This window comes from Peteryoungia wuzhouensis (assembly GCF_003205195.1).
Classification (GTDB): Bacteria; Pseudomonadota; Alphaproteobacteria; order Rhizobiales; family Rhizobiaceae; genus Allorhizobium; species Allorhizobium wuzhouense.
Genome location: NZ_QJRY01000002.1, coordinates 524439 through 545958, shown reverse-complemented (window position 1 = coordinate 545958; position 21520 = coordinate 524439). Strand labels below are relative to the sequence as shown.

General features: G+C 61.9%; 22 protein-coding genes and 1 tRNA gene. 14 read left to right on the top strand and 9 right to left on the bottom strand.

Features of this window, described 5'->3' with window-relative positions:
• Positions 1 to 30 precede the first annotated feature (30 nt).
• The gene (locus DMY87_RS08490) at positions 31 to 1335 is read left to right on the top strand and encodes an adenylate/guanylate cyclase domain-containing protein (protein ID WP_110790842.1); all 1305 of its coding nucleotides are present in this window, start codon (positions 31 to 33) and stop codon (positions 1333 to 1335) included.
• A 403-nt stretch (positions 1336 to 1738) separates the two neighbouring features.
• Positions 1739 to 3802, top strand: a complete 2064-nt coding sequence (gene rpoD / locus DMY87_RS08485) for an RNA polymerase sigma factor RpoD (protein ID WP_110790841.1) — start codon at positions 1739 to 1741, stop codon at positions 3800 to 3802.
• Positions 3803 to 3862: 60 nt separating this feature from the next.
• Here rpoD and DMY87_RS08480 read toward each other — a convergent pair whose 3' ends face one another.
• Positions 3863 to 4102, bottom strand: a complete 240-nt coding sequence (locus DMY87_RS08480; protein WP_110790840.1) for a DUF2798 domain-containing protein — start codon at positions 4100 to 4102, stop codon at positions 3863 to 3865.
• A gap of 213 nt (positions 4103 to 4315) precedes the next feature.
• Between DMY87_RS08480 and DMY87_RS08475 the strand changes: the two genes are divergently transcribed.
• The 3 genes from DMY87_RS08475 (at position 4316) to DMY87_RS08465 (ending at position 6184) form a co-directional block, all read left to right on the top strand.
• Positions 4316 to 4657: an AbrB/MazE/SpoVT family DNA-binding domain-containing protein gene (locus DMY87_RS08475; protein WP_425353481.1), complete on the top strand. Its 342-nt coding sequence runs from the start codon at positions 4316 to 4318 to the stop codon at positions 4655 to 4657.
• On the top strand, positions 4654 to 5007 hold the full coding sequence (locus DMY87_RS08470; RefSeq protein WP_425353480.1) for a type II toxin-antitoxin system VapC family toxin: 354 nt from the start codon (positions 4654 to 4656) through the stop codon (positions 5005 to 5007). The genes DMY87_RS08475 and DMY87_RS08470 overlap by 4 nt, the downstream gene beginning before the upstream one ends.
• A gap of 115 nt (positions 5008 to 5122) precedes the next feature.
• A complete protein-coding gene (locus DMY87_RS08465) occupies positions 5123 to 6184 on the top strand; it encodes a DUF930 domain-containing protein (protein ID WP_110790839.1) in 1062 nt (353 codons plus the stop codon).
• Positions 6185 to 6205: 21 nt separating this feature from the next.
• Here DMY87_RS08465 and DMY87_RS08460 read toward each other — a convergent pair whose 3' ends face one another.
• The gene (locus DMY87_RS08460; RefSeq protein ID WP_110790838.1) at positions 6206 to 6805 is read right to left on the bottom strand and encodes a LysE/ArgO family amino acid transporter; all 600 of its coding nucleotides are present in this window, start codon (positions 6803 to 6805) and stop codon (positions 6206 to 6208) included.
• Between the two features lie 90 nt (positions 6806 to 6895).
• Between DMY87_RS08460 and DMY87_RS08455 the strand changes: the two genes are divergently transcribed.
• Positions 6896 to 7822 (top strand): LysR family transcriptional regulator ArgP, encoded by a 927-nt coding sequence (locus DMY87_RS08455; RefSeq protein ID WP_110790837.1) that lies wholly within the window; start codon positions 6896 to 6898, stop codon positions 7820 to 7822.
• 63 nt (positions 7823 to 7885) lie between these two features.
• Positions 7886 to 8266, top strand: a complete 381-nt coding sequence (locus tag DMY87_RS08450) for a nuclear transport factor 2 family protein (RefSeq protein ID WP_110790836.1) — start codon at positions 7886 to 7888, stop codon at positions 8264 to 8266.
• A 21-nt stretch (positions 8267 to 8287) separates the two neighbouring features.
• Here DMY87_RS08450 and DMY87_RS08445 read toward each other — a convergent pair whose 3' ends face one another.
• Complete coding sequence (locus DMY87_RS08445) at positions 8288 to 8749, bottom strand: heme-degrading domain-containing protein (RefSeq protein ID WP_110790835.1); 462 nt, start codon at positions 8747 to 8749, stop codon at positions 8288 to 8290.
• A gap of 149 nt (positions 8750 to 8898) precedes the next feature.
• Here DMY87_RS08445 and DMY87_RS08440 point away from each other — a divergent pair, with 149 nt between their 5' ends.
• The 4 genes from DMY87_RS08440 (at position 8899) to DMY87_RS08425 (ending at position 10905) form a co-directional block, all read left to right on the top strand.
• Positions 8899 to 9315: a secondary thiamine-phosphate synthase enzyme YjbQ gene (locus tag DMY87_RS08440; protein ID WP_110791019.1), complete on the top strand. Its 417-nt coding sequence runs from the start codon at positions 8899 to 8901 to the stop codon at positions 9313 to 9315.
• A gap of 173 nt (positions 9316 to 9488) precedes the next feature.
• Positions 9489 to 9836 (top strand): hypothetical protein, encoded by a 348-nt coding sequence (locus DMY87_RS08435; protein ID WP_165826190.1) that lies wholly within the window; start codon positions 9489 to 9491, stop codon positions 9834 to 9836.
• A 411-nt stretch (positions 9837 to 10247) separates the two neighbouring features.
• Positions 10248 to 10547, top strand: coding sequence for a hypothetical protein (locus DMY87_RS08430; protein ID WP_110790833.1), 300 nt, complete (start codon positions 10248 to 10250; stop codon positions 10545 to 10547).
• Between the two features lie 25 nt (positions 10548 to 10572).
• Positions 10573 to 10905, top strand: a complete 333-nt coding sequence (locus DMY87_RS08425; protein WP_110790832.1) for an ATPase inhibitor subunit zeta — start codon at positions 10573 to 10575, stop codon at positions 10903 to 10905.
• Positions 10906 to 10933: 28 nt separating this feature from the next.
• Here the strand turns inward: DMY87_RS08425 and DMY87_RS08420 are convergent, their stop codons facing one another.
• Positions 10934 to 11158: a hypothetical protein gene (locus DMY87_RS08420; protein ID WP_110790831.1), complete on the bottom strand. Its 225-nt coding sequence runs from the start codon at positions 11156 to 11158 to the stop codon at positions 10934 to 10936.
• 216 nt (positions 11159 to 11374) lie between these two features.
• Between DMY87_RS08420 and DMY87_RS08415 the strand changes: the two genes are divergently transcribed.
• The gene (locus tag DMY87_RS08415; protein WP_165826189.1) at positions 11375 to 11737 is read left to right on the top strand and encodes a hypothetical protein; all 363 of its coding nucleotides are present in this window, start codon (positions 11375 to 11377) and stop codon (positions 11735 to 11737) included.
• A gap of 28 nt (positions 11738 to 11765) precedes the next feature.
• Here DMY87_RS08415 and DMY87_RS08410 read toward each other — a convergent pair.
• A tRNA-Ile gene (locus DMY87_RS08410) sits at positions 11766 to 11841 on the bottom strand.
• Between the two features lie 190 nt (positions 11842 to 12031).
• On the opposite strand from DMY87_RS08410, the gene DMY87_RS08405 reads away from it, so the two are divergent.
• Complete coding sequence (locus DMY87_RS08405) at positions 12032 to 12775, top strand: SIMPL domain-containing protein (RefSeq protein WP_110790829.1); 744 nt, start codon at positions 12032 to 12034, stop codon at positions 12773 to 12775.
• Between the two features lie 72 nt (positions 12776 to 12847).
• Here DMY87_RS08405 and DMY87_RS08400 read toward each other — a convergent pair whose 3' ends face one another.
• A complete protein-coding gene (locus tag DMY87_RS08400) occupies positions 12848 to 14104 on the bottom strand; it encodes an AGE family epimerase/isomerase (protein WP_110790828.1) in 1257 nt (418 codons plus the stop codon).
• Between the two features lie 157 nt (positions 14105 to 14261).
• Here DMY87_RS08400 and metH point away from each other — a divergent pair, with 157 nt between their 5' ends.
• Positions 14262 to 18017 carry a methionine synthase gene (gene metH / locus DMY87_RS08395; protein WP_110790827.1) on the top strand — a complete coding sequence of 1252 codons (3756 nt, stop codon included), beginning with the start codon at positions 14262 to 14264 and terminating at the stop codon, positions 18015 to 18017.
• A 250-nt stretch (positions 18018 to 18267) separates the two neighbouring features.
• Here the strand turns inward: metH and DMY87_RS08390 are convergent, their stop codons facing one another.
• The 3 genes from DMY87_RS08390 to DMY87_RS08380 form a co-directional block, all read right to left on the bottom strand.
• A complete protein-coding gene (locus DMY87_RS08390) occupies positions 18268 to 19137 on the bottom strand; it encodes a PP2C family serine/threonine-protein phosphatase (protein WP_110790826.1) in 870 nt (289 codons plus the stop codon).
• A gap of 75 nt (positions 19138 to 19212) precedes the next feature.
• Positions 19213 to 20361 (bottom strand): ABC transporter substrate-binding protein, encoded by a 1149-nt coding sequence (locus DMY87_RS08385; protein ID WP_110790825.1) that lies wholly within the window; start codon positions 20359 to 20361, stop codon positions 19213 to 19215.
• A gap of 101 nt (positions 20362 to 20462) precedes the next feature.
• Positions 20463 to 21506: a zinc-dependent alcohol dehydrogenase family protein gene (locus DMY87_RS08380; RefSeq protein ID WP_110790824.1), complete on the bottom strand. Its 1044-nt coding sequence runs from the start codon at positions 21504 to 21506 to the stop codon at positions 20463 to 20465.
• Positions 21507 to 21520: the final 14 nt, after the last annotated feature.

Here is a 21520-nt window from a genome sequence, read left to right as displayed (position 1 = left end):
CGGACCGATAGGCGTCGAGCAGGGGGAAGCGTGTCGCCGGACGATATGAAGTTCATCATCGCCCAAGAAGGGCTGAAGCGTCGATCGACATGGCGGCTTCCCAATGCCGTGTGGTGGGTGGCGCGGATCGGAACGGCGGGTTATCCGCCGCGTATCCGGCGGCGCCTCGCCGTCACCAACATCATCTCCGCGATGGTCAGCCTGATGACCATTCCCTACATCCTTCTTTACGCGATGTATGACTGGGTCGGGCTGATGCCGGCCATCCTGGCTTTCTCGCCACAGATCGTGCTCTATGCGCTGACGCCGCTCTTTCATCGCTTCGGCTCGATCGTCGGAGCGAGTTATCTGTGCGTGCTCTGGCTCGTCTTCGGCCTTGGCTACTGCTGGTTCTTCGGCCGCGATTCGGGACTTCAATTCTATTTCCTGCCGGGGGCTGCGGCCTCCATGCTGGTGTTCGGTTCCGAGCGACTGATATTGTCGGCATGCGTGACACTGACGGCCCTTGCCGCCTTCATGGCGACCGAACTCTTCTTCACCGCCCCCGTCGGCTTCATAGCCGTGGATCAGGCGTTCCTGCAGTTGTTGTATCATCTTACAGTGCCGCTGGCCTTCCTGCTGATCTTCACGACCTCCTTCTTCGCGTTCAAGGAGGCGTCGCAGGCCGAGATCGCGCTTGAGGCGGAACATGCCTTTTCGGCGCGGCTCTTGCAGAACATCCTGCCGCCAAGCGTGGCGCTCAGGCTGCGTGACCATGCGACCCTGGTGGTTGCCGATCAGATCGGTTCTGCGACCATCCTGTTTGCCGATCTCGTGGATTTCACGCCGCGTGCCGCCCGCTGGGATCCGCATCAGGTCGTCGCGTTCCTCAGTCGCGTCTTCGGGCGGTTCGATTCGCTCGCGGGCACCCATGGGCTGGAGAAGATCAAGACGATCGGCGACGCCTATATGGTGGCGGGCGGCCTGCCTGAGCCCATGGCCGATCATGAGGCTGCGGTCGCGCTGATGGCCCTCGACATGCTGGAATGTTGCCGGCAGATCTCGGAGGAGGTCGGTGAGCGGGTCGACGTGCGAATCGGTCTCGACACCGGACCGGTTGTGGCGGGCGTGATCGGGCCGAACAAGCTGCTCTACGACGTTTGGGGCGATACCGTGAACACCGCCGCTCATATGGAATCGCATGGGGTGGCAGGCTGCATTCAGGTGGCCGATTGCCTGAAGTCCAGGCTGGAGGACCGGTTCGACTTCGAACTGCGCGGTGAGATCGACGTGAAGGGAAAGGGGGCCATGCGGGTCTGGTTTCTGACGGGTGTCCGCAAGAAAGTGCAGGCATGATGATGCAGGCAGCAGAATCTCCGGTCGAGCAGGGCCATCCCTCTTGTTTCCGGGGGCTCACGTCCTACATCTGCGAAGATCGGTGATAAAGACGCCGTTGAACGGCTTGTTTTGTTGATTTTCCGCGTATCTGCTGCAGAAGAGCTTGACGCCAGGAAAAATTGTGGGAATCACCAATCCAAGCACACAAGGGTGACGTGGGTTCTGGCGGATCTCTGGTATGATGACAGGTCATGCAGAAAATCGAAGGTTCGGCGCTGCGACCGCAATGCCCATAGTTAATCAGGAATTAAGCAACACTCCGTTAGGTCAGTGACAAGCGATACGCCCGGGTGAGTGGCCGGCTCTCCATCCGTCCGGCGGTTCGCAATATGATCAGACGTCAGGGAAAGCGACGAGATAGATGGCATCGAAAGTCAAAGAAAACGAAGAAGCCGACGGCGAACGCGACGGCGCGACGGACGGTCCGCTTCTCGATCTTTCCGATGACGCGGTCAAAAAAATGATCAAGGCCGCCAAGAAGCGCGGCTATGTCACTATGGATGAGCTGAACTCGGTCCTGCCGTCGGAGGAAGTCACCTCCGAGCAGATCGAAGACACCATGGCGATGCTTTCCGACATGGGCATCAACGTCATCGAGGACGAAGACGCCGATGAGCCGGCGGCCGCCGAGGACGGGGACGACGAAGAGAGCGAAAGCGAAGGCGGAGAGCTTGCGCCTTCCGCGGGTACGGCCGTTGCGACCGCCAAGAAGAAAGAGCCGACCGACCGTACCGATGACCCGGTGCGCATGTATCTGCGCGAAATGGGCTCGGTCGAGCTTCTGTCGCGCGAGGGCGAAATCGCGATCGCCAAGCGTATCGAGGCTGGCCGCGAAACGATGATCTCGGGTCTCTGTGAGAGCCCGCTGACCTTCCAGGCGCTGATCATCTGGCGCGACGAACTGAACGAAGGCACGACCCTGCTGCGCGAGATCATCGATCTCGAAACCACCTATTCCGGTCCGGAAGCCAAGGCTGCACCGCAGTTCCAGTCTCCTGAAAAGATCGAGGCTGACCGCAAGGCGGCCGAGGAGAAGGAAAAGGAACGCGCCAAGCGCCGTCCGCAGGCCGCCTCCGGCGACGACGACGACATCACTGCCATCGGCGGCGAGGGCATGCCGCAGGAAGAAGAGGAAGAGGACGAGGACGAATCGAACCTGTCGCTGGCTGCGATGGAATCGGAACTGCGTCCGCAGGTCATGGAGACCCTCGACCTCATCGCCGACACCTACAAGAAGCTCCGCAAACTGCAGGACCAGCAGGTGGAGGCGCGTCTCGCCTGCGCCGGCACGCTGTCATCAGGTCAGGAACGCCGCTACAAGGAGCTGAAGGATCAACTGGTCACGGCCGTCAAGTCGCTGTCGCTCAACCAGAACCGCATCGACAGCCTCGTCGAGCAACTCTACGACATCTCCAAGCGCCTGATGCAGAACGAGGGTCGCCTGCTGCGCCTCGCCGAAAGCTATGGCGTCAAGCGCGAAGCCTTCCTCGAGCAGTATCAGGGTGCCGAACTCGATCCGAACTGGATGAAGTCGGTTGCCAATCTTTCCGGCCGTGGCTGGAAGGAGTTCGCCAAGGAAGAGTATCAGACGATCCGCGACATCCGCAGCGAGATCCAGAATCTGGCGACGGAAACGGGCATCTCGATCGCCGAATTCCGCCGCATCGTGTCGATGGTGCAGAAGGGCGAGCGCGAAGCACGCATCGCCAAGAAGGAAATGGTCGAGGCGAACCTGCGTCTCGTCATCTCGATCGCCAAGAAATACACGAACCGCGGTCTGCAGTTCCTCGACCTCATTCAGGAAGGCAATATCGGCCTGATGAAGGCGGTCGACAAGTTCGAGTATCGCCGCGGCTACAAGTTCTCGACCTATGCGACCTGGTGGATCCGTCAGGCGATCACCCGCTCGATCGCAGACCAGGCGCGTACGATCCGTATTCCGGTGCACATGATCGAGACGATCAACAAGATCGTCCGTACATCGCGCCAGATGCTGCACGAAATCGGCCGCGAGCCGACGCCGGAAGAACTGGCCGAAAAGCTTGCCATGCCGCTCGAAAAGGTCCGCAAGGTCCTGAAGATCGCCAAGGAGCCGATCTCGCTCGAAACCCCCGTGGGCGACGAAGAGGATTCGCATCTGGGCGATTTCATCGAGGACAAGAACGCGCTTCTGCCGATCGACGCCGCCATTCAGGCGAACCTGCGCGAAACGACGACCCGTGTTCTCGCATCGCTCACGCCGCGTGAGGAACGTGTTCTTCGCATGCGCTTCGGCATCGGCATGAACACCGACCATACGCTCGAAGAAGTCGGCCAGCAGTTCTCGGTGACCCGCGAACGTATCCGTCAGATTGAGGCGAAGGCGCTGCGCAAGCTGAAGCACCCGAGTCGTAGCCGCAAGCTGCGGTCGTTCCTCGACAGCTGAGGGTTTGACAATCCATTGATTTTGGAGGGCCGGAGCGGAGACGCTCCGGCCTTTTTCATGTCACGCGGGCTGGACCAGCATGCGCACGAGGCGACGCGTGATCGGCAGGGCCATCAGCAGCGTCGGGAAGGCAATGACCCAGGACATGGCCCAGGCGGGAAGCCAGTTGCCGATGAAATCCGGGCCAAAACCGAGGTTCTTCACCGTGGCAACGGCGGAGACCACCATGGTCATGATGATGGAGAGGATGAAAGGCATCAGGATGCCCGAATAGCGGGCGGGAATGCGCGGAAGCGGCATTGGGAGTTTCCTTTGAAGAAAGGAAATCGTCGCGGGCGAGGAAAATGCATCACATCTCTTACCTTCGAGAACACGCCCGGTGCGGACGATTTCAGGTCTGGATGCGTTGCCTCACGTAAACGCTTACGGTCGAGCGATGCCGACGGTTGTTGATAGAACATCGCGGGAGGCCGTGCAAGGGCGCCTTTGGCGAAGAGGTGGTTCTGCTTGCCAATGTTGAAGGCTGCCGATGTCAATCTTATCAATAAGGTAGTTTTGCATTACTTTGAACTTGAGGAGATGTTTATGGCCAAACTCACAGTGACAGCTCGGGGTCAAGTGACCTTTCGAAAGGACGTTTTGAGGCATCTCAGTTTGAAACCCGGCGACCAAGTGGAAGTCGATCTTCTTCCAGATGGTCGAGCAACTCTGTCAGCAGCACGTCCGAAAGGCACTTTCGAAGACGTGGCGGATCTGCTCAAAGGGCGTACCAATGGGCGCGTTCTTTCTATGGATGAGCTGGATGTAGCAATATCCGAAGCAGGCATGCGAGCAGGTCTGGGCGATGGTCTGTGAAGATCACAGCGGACACGAATGTGCTGCTAAGGGCGGCCGTTGGCGATGATCCTGGTCAACAAAAGGCGGCCTTGGCTGTGCTGAGGGACGCTGAAGTCGTTGCGGTAACTCTACAAGCGTTATGTGAATTTGTCTGCGTGCTTTCCCGTCACTACGGAGTTGCGCGGGCAGATATTGCGGCTGTAATTCGTCGTGTTCTCGATACAGAAAACGTCGAGACGGATCGGGCGGCGGTCCATGCCGGCTTCGATCTCCTGAATTCAGGCGGTGATTTTGCCGATGGCGTCATCGCCTTCACAGGGCGCATGATCGGGGCGAGCATTTCGTCTCCTTCGACCGCAAGGCTGTGAGGCTCCTGGCAGAAGGTGGCCATTCCGCCGTGCTCCTGCCTTGATTTAGGTTCCTGCCGGTAAAAGACGGTGTGGCACCTCCCTTTTTGCCGCAATCGTCGGTATGGATCACCCGATGGTCAACAAGAGTTCGAAACGCTGGTGGCTCCCGAATAGCGGGCTTGCCGTCTCGCTGCTGCTGCATGCAGTTGCGGCCGGCGTTTTTCTGTTGATGGTCCTTTTCCAGGCTGAGCCGCAGAGCGAAGAGCCGGTGGTCGAGGTGACGCTGGTGGCGCCACCCGAACCGCCGCCGCCGGTCGAGCCGCCTCCGACCGAAGAGGCGAAGGCTGAGGAGCCGCCGACGCCAGAGCCGCCACCGGCGCCCGAGCCGCCGAAGCCCGAAGAGACGGAGCCACCACCGGAGCCGCCACCGGCGGTACCTGAGGCCGAGGAGCAGCCGAAGCTGCCGGATGCCGGTCAGGCACCGATCCCGGTTCTCAGACCTGTGGTGCGATTTGCCGAAAAGGATGCCGGGCCGGAGATATCGAAGGGTACTGAAGCCGAAGCGGGCCTCACGCCTGAAACGGCTGCGCAGCTTGACGAGGCCGAGCAGGAGGTGGCCGCCGCCACGCAGCAGCCCGAGATCGATTTGCCCAAGGCGGCGCTTGCCGAGGACGCGCCGATGCCGGATGCGGCTGACAAGGCCGTGGAAGGTGAGGGCGCCGAGCCCGGGCCGCCGGGTGCGCCTCAATCGGCCGAGCAGACGCCGAAACCCGCTGATGCCAAGGATGCATCGGATGCCAATGAAAAGCCGATCAAGGCGGCAGCTCTCGTACCGCGTGAGGTGAAACGTCTGTTCTCCACGGCGATTTCCGGCGATGAGGCGGCGGCAACGGCGATGGCGGGGCTTTCGCGACAGGAACGCGGCGACCAGCTCTGCGGAACGGAACTCAGCCAGCAATTGCGCAATGGCCGGCCTTCCTTTGTGCCTTATCTCCTGCCGATCCTTCGGCTCAAGCAGGGCAATGTCGTCGACATCAAGCTTGCTGCGTTTCGCGACGTGAACGGTGACTGGATCAACATTGCCGTGCGCTGCGAGGTGGATGACAATGCCACCGAAGTGGTGAAGTTCTCACTGTCGGTGGGCAAGCCGGTGCCGAAGGCCGAGTGGCGGTCACGCGGGTTCCCGGAAAGCTGATGCCGGGAATGCTGGCCGGCCTCAGAGCAGCAGATTGATACCGATCGTGGCCATCACCACCGCGATCAGGCCATCAAGGATGCGCCACGCAACCGGCTTTGCAAACAGCGGCGCGAGCAACCGAGCGCCATACCCGAGGCTGAAGAAGAACAGGACGGAGGACGTCATGGCGCCCAGTGCAAAGGCCGCCTCCCGTCCGGGATACCGTGTGGAGATCGAACCCAGGAGCACAACCGTGTCGAGATAGACATGGGGGTTCAGCCAGGTGAGTGCGAGGCATGTCAGAAGGGCAGCCCGCAGGCTGGTCCGGGTGTCAGTTCCCGCTTTCAGGACATGGCCGCCGGCGAGCGCGCTTCTGAGGCTTCTCAAGGCATAGACCAGCAGAAAGGCGGCGCCCGCATAGCGCATCAACGGATCGAGCCATGTGATTTGGCCAAGGATCGTGGCAAAGCCGCCGACGCCGAGCGCGATCAGTACGGCATCCGACAAGGCACACACCGTTACCAGCGGCAGGACATGTTCGCGGCGCAGCCCCTGGCGCAGGATGAAGGCATTCTGTGCGCCGATCGCGACGATCAGGCTGAGGCCAAGCAGGAAGCCCGCAGTCAGGGCAGGGACCATTTCTCTCATTCTCCCATATTGTCGCCTTTGACTAGCGGGCAGCCAAGCATTAGGAAAATTCATTGATCTAATCAGCCATTAGAGATCTCGATGTTTGATCCATCGCATCTGGCGGCCCTCTCCGCTATTCTTCGCAGCGGAAGCTTCGAGCGGGCGGCCAAAGAGCTCGGCTTGACGCAGTCCGCCGTGTCGCAGCGGATCCGGCTGCTCGAAGAGCAGATCGGAACGCCGCTCGTCATTCGGACGCAGCCCTGTCGGGCGACCGAGGCGGGCAGGCGGGTCTTTCGCCATGCCGAAGAATTGCGGCTGCTCGAACAGGAGTTGCGAACCGATCTTGGCGTGGGGCTTGGTGCCGACAGCGACGATGAAGGCGAGACACGCTCTGATTCCCGAGGCTGGCCAACGGTTCGGCTGGCGGTCAATGCCGACAGCCTGGCGACGTGGTTTCTGCCGGCGCTGGCGAAGGCGGGCGATCTGCTGTTCGATCTCGTCGTCGACGACCAGGACCACAGTGCCGACTGGCTGAAACGCGGCGAGGTGCGGGCGGCCATCAGCAGCGCGCGTCAGCCGGTCCAGGGGTGCGATTGCCGGCCGCTCGGCGCTCTGCGGTATCTGGCCACCGCCAGTCCCGACTTCTGCCGCCACTGGTTCGGGGGCGAGGGTCTGACGGCTTTCTCTCTGACGCGAGCGCCCATGCTGACCTTCAATGCCAAGGACCGCCTGCAAGGGCGCTGGACGGAGCAGATCTTCGGCACGGCATCGACGGGGCCATCACACTGGCTCCCCTCCAGCCAGGCCTTTGTCGATGCTGCTGCGGCAGGGCTTGGCTGGGGCATGAACCCGGAGATGCTGGCGGCACCCGCGCTCGCCGATGGCAGGCTCGTCCTGCTCAAGCCGGACAGTCCGCTCGATGTGCCGCTTTACTGGCATGTCAGTCGTTCGGTGCAACGGCTGATGCAGCCGGTAACACAGGCGGTCGTGGAGGCGGCGCGGCAGGCCTTGAGGCCGATCGCCTGACTGGGCAGGCCCTTGTCTTCGAACAATCGCGGCCTATCTTCACCATGAGAAGAGGAGAGCCCGATGTCCGTGAAAGATCAGACGCTTGCCGTCATCGATGTGTTGAACCGTCATGATTTTGCCGGGCTGATAAGTCGCTTCGACGAGGAGGCCATCCTCGATCTGCCTGACGGCATCCGGGTCATCGGACAGGCGTCTTTTCGCGATACGCTTTCGGCCTATGTGCTGCGGCATGACCTGACGCTCACGGATTGCGTTGTGATGACCGATGACGCGGGTTTCCGTGTTGCCGTCGAATGCACCCTGAACGGCCAGAACCGGCGCACCGTCGATACAGATGCCGATGGCGAGGCCGGGCCCTACGCACTTCCGGCCGTGCTCGTGCTGGAACGGGAGGGCGAATTGTTCAGCCGCTTCAGCCTGTTCTGTGCCGTGCAGCCGTAGAATTCACCCAGGCGATGCGCCTCAGCGCTTGCCCAGCATGTCTTCGAGGACTGCGATGATCATGTCGTGGTCTTCCTGCGACTTGAGACCGGAGACGGTGATGGCCGCGACCACGCCTGTGCCGGCAACGCGAACCGGAAAACTCCCCCCGTGATCGGCATAGTCCAGTGGATCGAGCCCGAGATCGGGCGTGACACCCCGCTCACGCAGGCGGTTCGTTTCGCCGACCCGGAGAGATGCCTTGTGGAAGCGCAGGGTGACATTGCTCTTGCGGCGGGCCCAGTGATCATTGTCCGGTGAAGCGCCGGGCAGGGCGGCATGGAAAAGCGTGCGGTCAGGTGTGCGGATATCGATCACCACCGGGGCCGATTGCGACCGGGCAAGGGCCACCAGACGCTGGCCCAGGTCGAGGGCGGCAAGCTCGTCGAAGGCCTGGAAAACGAGGCGGGCTTCCTGCTTTTCGATGGTTTCGATCAGGCTCATTGCGGCATCCTTGCTGGCATGGTGGAGGGAAGCGATTTGCAGCTGTTGAGTGGGCAGATTACAGATTGCCTCCGTTGGCGCCTAGAGGGCGCTTGCGTGGACGGTTCGAATTCCCAAGGCCATTCGACGGCCTGAAGGTGAGGATGCAGATGGCACTCCGACGACTGACGATCGTGACAGGTGGACCCGGGCTCTATGAGTTTACGGAGAAAGCCGCCGACTTCGTTGCCCATGCCGGCATCGAGGAGGGTGTCCTTACGGTCTTTGTCCGCCACACCTCCTGTTCGCTGCTGATCCAGGAAAATGCCGATCCCTCGGTGCAGGTCGATTTGCAGTCTTTCTTCCGTCGCCTGGTGCCGCCGGCAAGCGATCCATCGATGAACTACATCATCCACCGGGATGAGGGGCCGGACGATATGCCGGCCCATATCAAGGCGGCGCTGCTGCCGGTGTCTCTGGGCATTCCCTGCTCGAATGGTCGTATGCTGCTCGGGACCTGGCAGGGGCTCTATCTCGTCGAGCATCGGGACCGACCGCACCGGCGCGAAGTGGTGCTTTGCTTCTAGCAGGGGCAAAGGTCTCACCTGGTGAGGCACCTGAACCCCGGCTGAATGGCCGCTTCGGACTGCGTTCAGCCGCAGCGATCTAGTCTCTTCTCAATCGCTCATGAGAGCGGGCGGAACACAGAACACGGGCAAGACGCCCGAGGTCTTGAGAGGAGACACACCCAATGACTGGCATGCTTCGCAAACTCGGAATGGCAGCCCTGGTCTCGATCGTCGCGACGACTGGCTTTGTCTCGACGGCATCCGCGGATGGTTTCGGCTGGGGCATCTATATTGACGGACCGCGGGATGCCCGGGGCTGGGATCGTCCGCGCCACGACGACCGCCATCGTCCCGGCTGGGACCGCCGTGGCCAGTGCCACCCCTATCAGGCCGTCGAGAAAGCCCGTTGGAACGGTCTGCGCCGCGCCTTCGTCGCCGACGTCTCGCCACGCCGCGTGGTGATTGCCGGCGTACGCCACGGCTATCGCGACCGGGTGGTCTTCGCCAATGTGCGCGGCTGCCCGCTGATCCGCGGCTAATGACAGGTGGTGCGGCTGGTCGGATCGTCCGCCTTACGACCGCCGTGCCCCCCGGGCCATGCAGATGAGGTCCGAACAGGACCCGCCTGCATGGCCCGAACCATTTGTGCATTTTCCATCCGGATTGGATGCGCTGTGCCTTGAAGGCGCCAGAATTCTCGCGCATCTTGCATGCAACCCGTTGGTCCGGGCCCCTCTGGTAAGAGCCGCCGGCGCTCTTGCGATGTCGGACCGTTTCGACATCCTTGCCGGTCCAAGGACCAGACATTTGCCCCGCCACGATTCCCGTTTGATCGGCCCCGGTCGCTTCGCATCGCCCGGCGACGTGTTCGCCCATGCCGGCCAGCCGACGCCCCGCATTCCTTTTCCGCGCGCTTGCCGCGATGCCAGGTCTGACCGGAGGGTGCAGCGATGATCGGCGACTTCTTCTCCTTCCTGTTTGCAGCCTTCGTCATCGATCCGATCCAGTCCGAGGTCGCGCTCCGGCTGGAACAGGCGCGCGCACCCGTCGCCGTCGTTTCGCAGGTGAATACGTGTCTGAGCACAACGGCGCCGGCACTGCTCGACAGGGCCGCTCAGGACTTCTGGTGGGCGGGTTCGACCATCGTGTCCCTGACCACGGGCTTCACAACCCCCGCCGAACTGCTGGATGCATCCAATCCGGCCTGCGGCGCGATCGCGACGTATCTGACGCAGTCGGCCGAGAGCTGATCTCAACAACGAGGAGGAACCAGACATGACCCTTTCCAGCGTCGCTGCATCGAGCGGCACCTTGAAGAACCAACACGGCCATCACGACGACGAATCGCTCGGCAGCATCCGGGCGCGCCGCAATCTGCTGGCCGGCTATTGGGCGGGTTCGCTGATCGGTCTGAAAGGCGAGGATCTCGGACGCTATGCGGCTGACCTGCATGAAGCCGACCACGCAGTGCGTGGCGACAGCGATGTGATCGAGCGGCTTTCCGCAGATCTGGCACAGGCCGGTCATGCAATGAGCAAAACCGATATCGCGGCAGCCCTGCGCCGTTTCCATGCGCAGGCGCTGAAGGATACCGGCTGCACCGAGTGATCCAGTCTCCGCGTCGCTTTCCCTCTGTTCAGAATCCGAGGGGAAGTGCTGCCAAGGGGCCAATCAACATGACCGTGGCCATGGCAAGGGCGATCCTGTCGCGTGCCTCGAAGAGGGGACCGCGAAAGGCGGAGGCCGGATATCGGCGGCGGCTGTCGATTCGCTTTGCTGCGTCGGGTAGCTGTGCATCGGCTGCGGCAGGCCGTATTACCTCTGATGGGGCCAGCGTGGTGTCTTCGGTCGTGGTCTGCATCGGATGTCTCCATTGGATGTCGATGAAGCCAAACCTGCGGACGGCGAGCCGGTTCCCATCGGCATTGCCGGGGGGCTTTGCGGGTCAGGAGATTGGCGCGCAGTTTGTCGTGTCGGCGGCATTCGGCACATTCATCCGTTGTTTCCCCAGCCAGACGCGCTACACTTCCTCCTGTCAGCATGAAAACGCTCGGGGAGGAGCAATTCGATGAGACGTATGTGGCCTGAGGAGTTCAGCTTCATTCTTGACGGTGCCGAGCAAGTGACGCTCGAAAGCGCGGCGCGCCAGCGGGAGGACGGCTCGCACAGCGAGGCAATCCACCGGCAGGCCTTGAAGGTTCGCCTGAGCCAGGCCGATTACGAGCGCATCTGGCCGCTCGCCGAAGCACGTTATCGCCTCCAGGGTCATTTCGCCGGCAAGGCGATCACGCTAATCGTCAACAATCCCCATTACAGCCAATGGCATCCGGCCGACGGCGGCACCGTGGAAAGCGTCTCTGACAGCGGCCGGCCCTATTCGACGCGCTATGTCGTCGTGCATTTCCTGCTGGACGATGTGCGGGAGACAGTGGAGGCCTGACCAGGGCTTGGGCCTTCGCCGAGAGAAATGGTGGGCCCGGAGGGACTCGAACCCCCAACCAAGCGGTTATGAGCCGCCGGCTCTAACCATTGAGCTACAGGCCCAGCCCGGCATGTTGCCGTCGGGCGGGCAATGGTTCCCCCGCACCGGTCACGGGCTCTAACGCAATTTCCCTTTTGCGACAAGTCTCTGCCGTAATGGCTTCACAATCTCCCGTCATCACGGATGCCGGAAGGGCAATTGCCGGGCGAGATCGAATGGTCCGCCGGCACCGAGGGACAGAGGACATAATTTATGATGAAATTTACGCGCGGGCTGGTGATTGCCACGGCTCTTTCAGGATCCATTCTTTCTGCCGGTTTTGTTGCCCCGTCATTTGCTGCCGAGACCGAGCGTCGTGAGGCGACGATCATGGTGTCGGGCGAGGGCGAGGCCACTGTCGCACCCGATATGGCGGTGATTTCGCTGTCGGTCGTGCGCGATGCCGAAACGGCTGCCGAGGCGCTGTCGGCCAATAGCGCCGCAATGACCGAGGTGCTTGCCGACCTCAAGGGCCAGGGCATTGCCGAGAAGGATCTGCAGACGACGGATTTTTCCATCCAGCCGAAATACAAGCAGGAGACCCGGACCGACGGCACCTATGAGGCGCCTGTCATCGTCGGTTATACCGTGAGCAATGGGTTGACGGTGCGTGTGCGAGATCTCTCGAAGCTCGGCGCCATCATTGATCGCTCGGTGAAGCTCGGCGTCAACCAGGGCGGCGGCATCTCGTTCACCAATGACAATCCGGAAGCGACCGTGGAAGAAGCACGCAAGCAGGCGGTCGCAAAGGCAGCCGCCAAGGCGAAGACGCTGACAGAGGTTGCCGGCGTCAAATTGGGGCGCATTGTCGAGATTTCCGAGAATTTTGCCCGCCCGATGCCGCAGGTCTATGCGGCAGCACCGATGGCGAAAATGGCGGACGAGTCCGTCCCGATCGCGTCCGGCGAAAACCTCTATACGGTAACCGTCAACATCACCTATGCGATCGAGCAGTAAGCTTCGACTGCATCAACGAACAAAAAAGGGCCGGTTTTCCGGCCCTTTTGCATGTCTTGATCTGGCTGTGCTTCAAACGTCGAGCGGATGCTGCGCGATCATCCTGGTCAGGCTGCCCTCTGCCGGAAAGAGCGGGATGAGGCAGGCCTGGAGGGCGTGGTAGATATCGCCCTTGCCGGGGAAGAGGCTGTTGGAAGGCTTGCCCTCCTCGGTCAGTTCCTCAAACCAGCCGCCGAAATCGCGGTCGAGATTGTTGTTTGCGATAAAATTCCAGATCTTCCGGTAGCTCTCTTCGTGGAAGTCACTTTCCTGGTGCTGGTTCAAGAAGTGCGCGGCGGCTGCCCCCTCGCAAAGCGGCCACCAGAGTTTTGCACGCTTCTCGGGCGTGTTTGCCCAATTCAGCGTGTAGAAGAAGCCGCCCTTGTCCTTATCCCAGCCGAGCGCCATGGATTGGAAGAACAGGCCGCGTGCGGCCTCCGGCATCCACTCGTGTTTCTTGCCGCCGAGCACCCAGAGCTGCAGGATCAGTCGGGCCCATTCGAGTGCGTGGCCGGGCGTGGTGCCGGCCGGGCGGAACATTTCGTTCGAATGGTAATAATTCCGGTCGACCACCCAGTTTTCATCGAAATGCTCGGCAACACGGAAGGCTTCTTCTCGGGCGCGGCGGTTGATGATCAGGTCGGCGATCCGCTCGGCCTTGGTGAGGTAATGTTGCTCACCGGTTGCCTCAAAAGCGGCCATCAGGCTTTCGGTCAGATGCATGTTGGAATTCTGGCCGCGATAGCCGGGCACCGGCTGCCAGTCACGTGAGAATTCCTCGGCGATGGCGCCGTGCTCTTCTTCCCAGAACTTCTCTTCAATCACCTCGGTGATATCGGCGAGCATGGCGTCTGCCAGCGGATGGCCGATGCATTTGGCCGAGGATGCGGCGAGCAGGACGAAGGCGTGGCCATAACCCTGCTTCGAATCGTCCGCCGCACCGGTGTCATTTGCCTGCCAGAAGTAACCGCCGTTTGTCTCATCGCGGTGGCGCTCCCAGAGATAGCGCATGCCGTGGTCGACGATCTCGGCCGAGCCGGGGCGGCCGAGCAGGTGGCCGATGGCATAACAATGCACCATGCGGGCACTGGCATGGATGCCGCGGGCCGGATTTTCTGTTGATAGCGGCTTGCCGTCGCGCGACAGGTCGTAAAAGCCGCCTTTCGGATTGATCGCCGAACCCTGGAAGAAATCGAACAGGCCGTCTGCCTGGGCGAGCAGCCATTTGCGGTGGTAGGGGCGAGCGCTCCACAGGCTGGACAGCGCGTGTTGCGATTGATTTTCCGACATTTCTTGCTCCCGGGCGGCATCGTTGCAGTTTCTATAACTGATCACTTGCATCGCTGCCACCGTCTCTGTGGGGTGCGCACAAGAGGATCGAATGTTGACATAAAGATATCTTTATGTGAATTGGCTGGTGTCGCATACGCAATAGGAGAGTTCGCAGATGCTCGATCAACTGTTCGGCCGCGAGGGCGCAAATCGGGACGGGGCGGAAATCCTGAAGGCGCTCAGCCAAGCGGCGCGCGAGCGTATCCTGATCCTGGACGGTGCGATGGGCACGGAAATCCAGGGGCTCGGGCTGACGGAGGATGACTTCCGCGGCGAGCGTTTCCTCGGCTGCGCCTGTCATCAGCAGGGCAATAACGACCTGCTGATCCTCACCCAGCCCAATGCGATTGAAGACATCCATTTCCGCTATGCGATGGCGGGTGCAGACATTCTCGAAACCAACACGTTCTCCTCCACCCGCATTGCGCAGGCCGATTACGAGATGGAGGGGGCGGTCTATGACCTCAACCGCCATGGCGCGGAACTCGTGCGCCGGGCGGCTTGGCGGGCCGAGCGTGAGGACGGCAAACGGCGTTTCGTCGCCGGCGCCATCGGGCCGACCAACCGCACGGCGTCGATCTCTCCCGACGTCAACAATCCCGGTTACCGCGCTGTCTCCTTCGACGATCTGCGTCTTGCTTATGGCGAACAGATCGACGGGCTGATCGATGGCGGCGCCGATCTCATCCTGATCGAGACGATCTTCGATACGCTGAATGCCAAGGCGGCGATCTTTGCCTGCGAGGAGCGTTTTCTCGCCAAGGGCATTCGCCTGCCGGTGATGATTTCAGGCACGATCACCGATCTCTCCGGCCGCACGCTGTCCGGCCAGACGCCGACGGCCTTCTGGAATTCGGTGCGCCATGCCCGACCTTTCGCTGTTGGCCTCAATTGCGCACTCGGGGCCGATGCCATGCGGCCGCATCTGCAGGAATTGTCTGGCGTCGCCGACACCTTCATTTCGGCCTATCCGAATGCCGGCCTGCCCAACGAATTCGGCCGCTACGACCAGAGCCCGGAAGAGATGGCCGAGCTCGTTGCCGGTTTTGCCGAAGAACAGATCGTCAATGTGGTCGGCGGATGCTGTGGCTCGACGCCCGCGCATATCGCCGCCATCGCGGATGCCGTGAAGGGCAGGGCGCCGCGCGCACCCGCCGAGCATCGGCCGTTCATGTCGCTCTCGGGGCTCGAACCGTTCGAGCTGACCAAGGACATCCCTTTCGTCAATGTCGGCGAGCGCACCAATGTCACCGGTTCGGCCAAGTTCCGCAAGCTGATCACGGCGGGTGACTATACGGCAGCCCTGGTGGTCGCGCGCGATCAGGTCGAGAACGGCGCGCAAATCATCGACATCAATATGGACGAAGGCCTGATCGACTCGCAGCAGGCCATGGTCGAGTTCCTCAATCTGATCGCCGCCGAGCCGGATATCGCCCGCGTGCCTGTGATGATCGACTCATCCAAGTTCCCGATCATCGAAGCCGGCCTCAAATGCGTGCAGGGCAAGGCGGTGGTGAACTCGATCTCGCTCAAGGAGGGCGAGGAGAATTTCGTCGCGCAGGCGAAGCTCATCCGCAATTACGGGGCGGCCGTCGTGGTGATGGCTTTTGACGAACAGGGCCAGGCCGACACCTATCAGCGCAAGGTCGAGATCTGCCGGCGGGCCTATAAGATCCTGACGGAAGAGGCGGGCGTCGCGCCTGAGGACATCATCTTCGACCCCAACGTCTTTGCGGTCGCGACCGGCATCGAGGAACACGACAATTACGGCGTCGATTTCATCGAGGCGACGCGGACGATCCGGCAGGAAATGCCGCTGGTGCATATCTCGGGCGGGGTCTCGAACCTCTCCTTCTCCTTCCGCGGCAACGAGCCGGTGCGAGAAGCCATGCATGCGGTCTTCCTCTACCATGCCATCCAGGCGGGCATGGATATGGGCATCGTCAATGCAGGCCAGCTTGCCGTCTATGAGAGCATCGATCCGGATCTGCGCGAGGCCTGCGAAGATGTGGTGCTGAACCGCCGCAAGGACGGAACGGAACGTTTGCTGGAGATCGCCGAGCGCTATCGCGGCACCGGCGAGGCGAAGACCCGCACCCAGGACATGAGCTGGCGCGAATGGCCAGTCGAGAAGCGGCTGGAGCATGCGCTGGTCAACGGCATCACCGAATTCATCGAGATCGACACGCAAGAGGCACGCCAAAAGGCCGAGCGTCCGCTACACGTCATCGAGGGGCCGCTGATGGCTGGCATGAATGTCGTCGGCGACCTCTTCGGCGCGGGCAAGATGTTTTTGCCGCAGGTGGTAAAATCGGCGCGTGTGATGAAGCAGGCGGTGGCCGTGCTGCTCCCTTACATGGAAGAGGAGAAGCGGCTGAACGGCGGCACTGGCGAGCGCCAGGCGGCGGGCAAGGTGCTGATGGCGACCGTGAAGGGTGACGTGCATGACATCGGCAAGAACATCGTCGGCGTCGTGCTTGCCTGCAACAACTACGAGATCATCGATCTCGGCGTCATGGTGCCGGCCACCAAGATCCTCGAAGTGGCGAAAGCGGAAAATGTCGACGTCATCGGTCTGTCAGGCCTGATCACGCCGTCGCTCGACGAGATGGTGCATGTGGCCTCGGAAATGCAGCGCCAGGGGTTCACCGTGCCGCTGTTGATCGGCGGGGCAACGACGAGCCGGGTGCACACCGCCGTCAAGATCCATCCGCAGTACAAGGCAGGGCAGGCGGTCTATGTGACCGATGCCAGCCGTGCCGTCGGCGTGGTCTCGGCGCTGCTCTCAGAAGATGGCAACGAGACCTATGTCGAGGGCATCAAGGGCGAGTATGCCAAGGTGGCCGAGGCCCACGCACGGGCGGAAGCCGAAAAGCAGCGCCAGCCGCTAGCATCGGCCCGCGAGAATGCCATCAAGCTCGACTGGAGCGCCTACAAGCCGACGAAGCCGAGCTTTACCGGCACCAAGGTTTTCGAGACCTATGACCTGGCCGACCTTGCCCGCTATATCGATTGGACCCCCTTCTTCCAGACGTGGGAGCTGAAGGGGCGTTACCCAGCCATTCTCGAAGACGAAAAGCAGGGCGAGGCGGTGCGGCAGTTGTTTGCCGATGCGCAGGCGATGCTCGCAAAGATCATTGCGGAAAACTGGTTCCGGCCGCGCGCCGTGATCGGCTTCTGGCCGGCCAATACCGTGGGCGACGATATCAGGCTGTTCAAGGACGATGCACGACAGGAGGAACTCGCGACCTTCTTCACGCTGCGCCAACAGATCGCCAAGCGCGAGGGCAGGGCGAATGTGGCACTCAGCGATTTCGTGGCACCTCTGGACACCGGCGTTCCGGATTATGTCGGCGGCTTCGTGGTGACGGCCGGCATCGAGGAAGTGGCGATCGCCGAGCGCTTCGAGCGGGCGAATGACGATTATTCCTCGATCCTGGTCAAGGCGCTGGCCGATCGTTTCGCCGAGGCCTTTGCCGAGCGCATGCATGAACGGGTGCGCCGCGAATTCTGGGGTTATGCGCCGGACGAGGCCTTTACGCCCGAGGAGCTGATCTCGGAAAGCTATGGCGGGATCCGGCCGGCCCCCGGCTATCCCGCTCAGCCCGATCATACGGAAAAGGTGACGCTCTTCTCGCTCTTGGATGCAACCAAGGCGACCGGCGTGACGCTGACGGAGAGTTATGCCATGTGGCCCGGCTCTTCCGTTTCGGGCCTCTATATCGGCCACCCCGACAGCTATTATTTCGGCGTCGCCAAGGTCGAGCGGGATCAGGTCGAGGACTATGCGGCGCGCAAGGGCATGGAGGTGCGTGAAGTCGAGCGCTGGCTGGGGCCGGTGTTGAATTATGTGCCGAAGGCGGCGGAGTAAGTATTGCGCGTTCGTGTCGGCGATTGCCCCTCACCCTGACCCTCTCCCCGCAAGCGGGGAGAGGGGACTTCTGCCGTTTGCGGTTTCCTCCTTCTCCCCGCTTGCGGGAGAAGGTGCCGGCAGGCGGATGAGGGGCTGCGACCGAACAATCGATCAGGGGTCAAACTAAGCGTTCACCCTCTGCATTAGAACGCTCACAAACCGATTCCAATTTCGGCGATAAGGTATTGAGGCAGATTCCGAATTGCCTTCACGCCTCCAGCCGGAGCAGGATCGCCGTCGCATCGTCGCTCTGCTTGTAGCGCGGGAATTTGAGGCCGTCCGGGTCGAGCTCCCGCTCATAGTGGCGGAGTTCGGTGACCAGCGCCTTCAAGCCCGCGGTTGCCGCCCGCCGGATCAGCGTGGCGGGGTCGTAGAGCTTGTAGAGCGCGACCAGATCGGCGGTGCCGTCGGAGCAGAGGATGGCTGTGGCGCCGCCGTCATGGACGGGCACATCGGCTGCCACGAGGTGATCTGCAGCTTCGGGCACGATGCCGAAGGTCCAGGTGGTGCCGTCGGGCGTGTTCTGTCTGGCGCGGCCCCGGCGCAGGTCTTCCAGCGTTGTCGGATCGTCATTGGCGACGCCAGCCTTGCCGATGCCGCCGACGCGGGCGATGTGTTTGGCGGCCTGATGCTGCTCCCATTCATAGGTGCCAGGGATGGGGATCACGAAGTCGGACTGGCCGTCGTCATGCAGAAGATACAGGCAGCTGTCGCCGAGGCCGAACCAGCGGAAGCCGGTCGGCGTCGCCTGCAATCCCGTCAGGCTGCAGAGTGGCCAGGCGTAGCGCGGCTGGTCGCCGGCTACAGCTACGAAAATATCGCGGGCTTCCTCGGAGATCTGCCGCAGGACTGTTGCCGGATCGGCCAAGGCGTCCAGGCGCTCGGCGAGGCGCGTGGTGCCGAATTCGGCGATCCAGGCGGCGTCCGAGCCATAACCCTCCATGAACTGCCGGTCGCCCAAACCGGTCGCGCCATCCAGCACGAAGGCGGAATGCTTGTTGTAGCCAAACCTGTCCTCGTTGGCGCGGCCTTGCTTGCCGGGATCGGAGATCGTGTCGATGATGGAAATCTGGGGCATGGAGCATCCGTCGGTTGGGCATAGTCGCCGTTCGCACGGCTCTGCCTTTCTGGCTATCACGGCGGGAGGGATGCGTCAGCCGCCCGCGCTGCGGAAACGGTTCATGATTTCGGCGCGAATGGGATCCGTCATCACCCGCGCAATGCCGAATTCGAGCGGCGTGAGGCGAGCTTCGTCCGGATGGACGATCACGTTGCCGAGCATCTCCTCGGGCAAGTAGGCTTCGACCCTGCTGTCGACGATGGTCGCTCCATTGCACAGATGTTCCTGTGCGGCCGTTCTCGGGTCCATCAGGTGGTTGATGAGTGCGTAGGCCCCTCGAGGATTCTTCGCCTTGCTCGTGATGGCAAAGAAATCGGTCCAGATTTCACCGCCGTCGGAGCCGAGATTGTAGACGATCTCGTCGCTGTCCCGGCTCATCTGATAGGCATCATTGCTCCAGCACATGGTCAGCCAAGCCTCTCCGGCCCGCATGGCAGGTTGATAGTCGCTGTCGATCGAATGAAGATGCGGCTTCACCTCCATCAGCAGGGTCTCGGCGGCTTCCAGTTCTGCAGGCTGACAGGAATTGAAGCCGTGTCCGAGGGCCACCAGGGCGTTGCCGATGGTGGTCAACTGATAGTCATGGACAATCGTGTGTCCCGAGGCTTCGTTCCGGGCAGTGTCGAAGAAGCCGCGCCAGCTGGAGATGGGATAGAGCTGTTTCCTGTTATAGGCTATGCCGGTGGTGCCTGCGTTCTTCGGCACGGCATAGCGGACGCCACCGATCACGCCTGGATTGAGGTGCCGGTCCAGATGGGTCGACGCGTCGAAATTCGGAAGGAGCGAGATGTCCAGCGGCAGCAACATGCCGCGCTCGACATAGGGCGCGATCGCATATTGGCTCGGGACGATGATGTCCCAGTTGCGGCCCATGTCCAGCGACCGCATCGTTCCCTCGTTCGAGCCGATGATGGAGACATCAACCTCGACGCCAAAATTGCGGGTGAAATCCTCGAAGGTCTTGGGGTCGTGGTAGTTGGGCCAAGTGGCCAGCGTGACCTTCCGCCCAAGACCGGAATTCTGGGCGGCGCTCAGCGGCTTCGCCACACCGTCTGCAAGCGCCATGGCGGCGGCGAGACCGGTGATCGAGAGAAAGTGTCGCCGTGTCACCGAACCGCGCTTCAACCGCATGAATTCCTTCATGAAGGTCTGTGGATCGATCTCGGGCGGCCTTTTCACCATGCTGAGGAAATCCCGTGTTCTGGGCGACGGGTGGCATCTCACCACAAAGGCGTTAACGAGATCTCTAGGCCTGTCGACAAGCCGTCGACAGGCGGCAAACCTCAGGCCATCCGGTCGATGATGCTGATGCCGCTTTCGGCAAAACGGTCCATCTCGGTGAGGGCGGTGGCGGCCTGCGTCAGCGTGAGGCGTCGTCCGATCAGGCTGGCGGGATCAAGGCGACCCGAGAGGATCATCTGCATCATGGCATCGTAGCGCCAGGACTGCATGCCGTGGCTGCCATAGATTTCCAGTTCCTGCGAGATGACACGGGCCATCGGAATGGCGGGGGTCGAATGCTCGCCGAGCATCAGGCCGACCTGCACATGGCGGCCGCGCCGGCGCAGGTTGGTGATGGAATTGCAGCAGGTCTGCGGGTGGCCGAGCGCATCGACGGAGACATGGGCGCCGCCGCCGGTGACATCCCGCACCGCCTCGACCGTGTCATCCACTTCACGGCTGTTGATGACGGTGCTCGCACCCAAGGCTTTTGCGAGGGCGAGTTTGTCTTCGGCGATGTCGATTGCGACGACATTGGCCCCGAGCGCCTTGCCGATCATGATCGCGGAGAGGCCGACGCCGCCGCAGCCGTGGACCGCGAGCCATTCGCCGCCTTTCAGGCGACCCTGGTCGACAACGGCGCGGAAGGAGGTGGCAAAGCGGCAGCCGAGGCCGGCCGCCGTCTCATAGGCGATCTCCTCTGGCAGGTGGACGAGGTTCTGATCGGCATAGTCGATCGCCACGTATTCGGCGAAGGAGCCCCAATGGGTGAAGCCCGGCTGGAACTGCTCTTCGCAGACCTGCTGGTTGCCGGAGCGGCATTCCTGGCAGTGGCCGCAGCCGGAGACAAAGGGAACCGTGACGCGCTCGCCGACCTTGAAGCGCTTCACCTCGCGCCCGACGGCGGCAATGGTCCCGGCGAATTCATGGCCAGGGACGTGCGGCAGGTGAATGTCCGGGTCATGGCCCATCCAGCCGTGCCAGTCGCTGCGGCAGAGGCCTGTTGCCTTGACCGCAATCACGACGCCGCCGGGTGTCGGCGTCGGATCGGGCAGCGTGCGGATTTCGGGCATGGCGCCGAAGGCTTCGTAATACATGGCGCGCATGGATCGTCTCCCGG